Source organism: Mesorhizobium sp. M2C.T.Ca.TU.002.02.1.1 (assembly GCF_003997225.1).
In genome coordinates this window covers 1-3833 of sequence record NZ_RZTO01000609.1, presented here as the reverse complement: position 1 = coordinate 3833, position 3833 = coordinate 1, and the positions used below count along the sequence as shown (strand labels likewise).

Annotated in this window: 4 protein-coding genes; 2 read left to right on the top strand and 2 right to left on the bottom strand. The window is 63.2% G+C overall.

All coding sequences use genetic code 11. From position 1 onward, the window contains the following. Nucleotides 1–134: 134 nt before the first annotated feature. Nucleotides 135–665 (bottom strand): hypothetical protein, encoded by a 531-nt coding sequence (locus tag EOD07_RS26005; RefSeq protein WP_127237449.1) that lies wholly within the window; start codon nt 663–665, stop codon nt 135–137. A 150-nt stretch (nt 666–815) separates the two neighbouring features. Next, nucleotides 816–1664: an RNA methyltransferase gene (locus tag EOD07_RS26000; RefSeq protein WP_127237448.1), complete on the bottom strand. Its 849-nt coding sequence runs from the start codon at nt 1662–1664 to the stop codon at nt 816–818. Between the two features lie 208 nt (nt 1665–1872). Between EOD07_RS26000 and EOD07_RS25995 the strand changes: the two genes are divergently transcribed. After that, nucleotides 1873–3084, top strand: coding sequence for an NADP-dependent isocitrate dehydrogenase (locus tag EOD07_RS25995; RefSeq protein ID WP_040981283.1), 1212 nt, complete (start codon nt 1873–1875; stop codon nt 3082–3084). A 168-nt stretch (nt 3085–3252) separates the two neighbouring features. After that, nucleotides 3253–3833: glutathione S-transferase family protein (locus EOD07_RS25990; RefSeq protein ID WP_164772525.1), on the top strand; the 581-nt coding region annotated here is incomplete at its 3' end.

Below are 3833 nucleotides of genomic sequence, written 5' to 3'. Positions count from 1 at the left end.
AGCGGTTTCTGTCCGGAATTGCGTCAAACAAAGAGATAGCGGCAGGCCCGTGATTGGACCGTCGGCGCTTCTATCGCGAATGATCGTGGTCTTGAAGAGGCGAATGCGAGCAGCTTTTGCGCAGTCGCCAAGGCTCATATCCCTCGCTTGCCGAAGCCGGCGGGGCGCGGCCTGCCGAAAGGCTGCGGCGCGGACGGAATGCGTCCGGATGAGACCGCGGCGCGCGGAGCGGCCGGCGCAGCGGCGCGGCCGGCGCGCGACGGCGCCGGCAGCGGGCCGTCGAAGTCGAAAACATCCGTCAGTTCGTCGATGTTGCTGCCAGCGACGGGTTTCGCCCAGAGAATCGTGCACCAGAGGCCGAATATCGAAAGCCCAAGCAGGTTCAGTCCGCCCGGGATGCTCTCGGGATCCTCGAATTTGACGACCAGCAGCACACCTGCCTGCAAAAGGGCGTAAACGGCGGAAAGGGCTATGTAGGCCCACAGGATCCAACGGCGCCCATTGGCGTCGCGGGTGCGGCGCGAGGCAAGGTTGCCGCGCAGCGCGACGAAGATGAGCGAGGCGATGAGGACGGCGCCCGCCATGCCCTGCCGCGCCGGACCAGGCCCTGAATTGATCAGCCCTTCGAAGCCGATCGTGCTGATAATGCAGACAACGATTGCCACGGTTTCGGCGACGGCGAGACCGAGAGAGTAAAGGAAAAAGCGCAGTCGACCAATATTGGACGCAAACATGTGCCACCCTCACTATTACAGCAAGGATGAGGCATAACCGAATAAAAATCGGTTACTTCAAATGCTCACAGCTTATCGATTTTAACTTTCCTGGTCTTTGGCACGACTTCGCGCGGCAGCGGGCAAACGTCTCGGATCGTCCCCGGGCGAGCCATCGCCCCGCGGCATGGCCGGCGAGAACCTGTCCAGCGATGAGATGATGCCGCGCAGCACCTTGAGCTCGGGCTCGGCAAAACCCGCGCGCGTCAGCACGGCGCGCAGATTGTCGACCATCTTCGGCTTCTTTTCCTCGGGGCGGAAATAACCGCGCGCTTCCAGGGCGTTCTCCAGATAGGCGAACAGGCTGTGCAGTTGCTCCTTGGTCGCCGGCGTCAGCTCCGGCCCGGAGAAATTGGTCTGGGTCTCGTCGGCGAGGCCTGACTTCATCCATTCATAGGACATCAAAAGCACCGCCTGGGCGATGTTGAGCGAGGAAAAGCCGGGATCGACCGGGAAGGTGACGACCTCGTCGGCGAGGGCGACCTCGTCATTATAGAGACCGAAGCGCTCGCGCCCGAACAGGATGCCGGTGCGCTGGCCCGCCTCGACACGTGCCCTGAGCGCCCTGCCCGCCTCCACAGGCCCTCGCACCGGCTTGAAGCCATCGCGCTCGCGCGCCGTCGTGGCGAAGACGAAGTTGAGATCGGCGACCGCCGAGGCCAGATCATCGAACACCTTCGTTGCGTCGATGACGTGGTCGGCGCGGCTGGCGGCCGCGCGCGCCTTCTCGCTCGGCCAGCCGTCGCGCGGATTGACAAGGCGCAGTTCCGACAGGCCGAAATTCGCCATCGCCCGCGCGACCATGCCGATGTTCTCGCCGAGCTGCGGCTCGACCAGGATGATCGCGGGACCGGCGGAAGCGGTCTTGGTTGTGTCTTCGATGCTTGGCATGGCTATGGGTAACCGGGGTTTGCGGCGTTTCGGCGTCCCCTGCCACATCCGCACCGGAAAATGAAGCATTCACAACAGCGGCACCCGTCCGCCCTGGCACGGATCGCGGTTTGCACGGCGAAAAAGCCTTTGATATACGCACCGCATCCCCGGCCGAAACCATGCGGGCAAGGCCGTTCAGATCCCCCAGCAACGAGGCATTCTTTCCATGGCGAAGATCAAGGTGGCGAACCCGGTCGTCGAGCTCGACGGCGACGAGATGACCCGCATCATCTGGCAGTTCATCAAGGACAAGCTGATCCACCCCTATCTCGACCTGAAGCTTGAATATTACGACCTCGGCATCGAGCACCGCGACGCCACCAACGACCAGGTGACGATCGACTCGGCCAACGCCATCAAGAAATGGGGCGTCGGCGTGAAATGCGCGACGATCACCCCCGACGAGGCGCGCGTCGAGGAATTCAAGCTGAAGAAGATGTGGAAGTCGCCCAACGGTACCATCCGCAACATCCTCGGCGGCACCATCTTCCGCGAGCCGATCATCATGAAGAACGTGCCGCGCCTCGTGCCGGGCTGGACCAAGCCGATCGTCGTCGGCCGCCACGCCTTCGGCGACCAGTATCGCGCCACCGACTTCCGCTTCCCCGGCAAGGGCAAGCTGACGATCAAGTTCGTTGGCGAGGACGGCCAGGTGATCGAGCACGACGTCTATGACGCGCCGGGCGCCGGCGTCGCCATGGCCATGTACAATCTCGACGAGTCGATCCGCGAGTTCGCCCGCGCCTCGCTGAACTACGGCCTGCTGCGCAATTTCCCGGTCTATCTGTCGACCAAGAACACCATCCTCAAGGCCTATGACGGCCGCTTCAAGGATATCTTCCAGGAGGTCTACGAGAAGGAATTCGAGGCCGAATTCAAGGCGCGGAAACTCTGGTACGAGCACCGCCTGATCGACGACATGGTCGCTTCCAGCCTGAAATGGTCCGGCGGCTATGTCTGGGCCTGCAAGAACTATGACGGCGACGTGCAGTCGGACACCGTGGCCCAAGGCTTCGGCTCGCTCGGCCTGATGACCTCCGTGCTGATGACGCCGGACGGCAAGACGGTGGAAGCGGAAGCCGCGCACGGCACCGTCACCCGCCATTATCGCCAGCACCAGAAGGGCGAGGAAACCTCGACCAACTCGATCGCCTCGATCTTCGCCTGGACGCGCGGCCTCGCCCACCGCGCCAAGCTCGACGACAATGCCGAGCTGAAGCGCTTCGCCGAGACGCTGGAGAAGGTCTGCATCCAGACCGTCGAGTCAGGCTTCATGACCAAGGACCTGTCGCTGCTGATCGGCCCCGACCAGCCCTGGCTCTCCACCACCGGCTTCCTCGACAAGATCGACGAGAATTTGCAGAAAGCCATGGGGTGAGGAGCGGTGCGCGAAGCGCATGAAAAGCCCCGAAATGGGCTTTTCAAGTGACGAACGCCCGGAGCCATGGCGGAGGGCCGGGCCGTGTGACAAAGTCCCTCAATGTCGAAGGCTCCGAAAGGAGCCTTCGTTTTCTGTACTTCGACGAGCGGAAGGGAGAGCTGATCGATGGCCAAGCCAACTCTCTACGGCGCGGACTACAGCGTTTATGTACGCATCGCGCGGATGGCGCTGGAGGAGAAGGGCGTCGGCTACGAGTTGGTCCCGCTCGACATCTTCGCCGCCGAGGGCATTCCGGCCTGGTATCTGGAGCTTCACCCGTTCGGCCGCATCCCTGCCCTCGAGCATGACGGTTTTCGTCTGTTCGAGACCGGTGCCATCACTCGCTATGTCGATGAAGCCTTCGACGGTCCGGCCCTGCAGCCGGCCGACGCGCGCGCCCGCGCCCGGATGAGCCAGATCGCCGGCATGCTCGACGCCTATGGTTATCGCGCCATGGTCTGGGACGTGGCGGTCGAGCGGCTGGAGAAGATGCCGCCGGACGAAGCGCTGATCGCCAGTGGGCTCCGCCGGGCTGAGACGGTGCTCAAGGTTCTGACATCGCTGAAGGTAAAAGGGCCTTGGCTGCTCGGCGAGCAACTGACGCTGGCCGACCTGCATGCGGCGCCGATCATCGCCTATTTCCTCAAGGTCGCGGAAGGGCGCGATCTGCTGGCGCGGTTTGCGGAAGTCCGGGATTGGTATGCGCG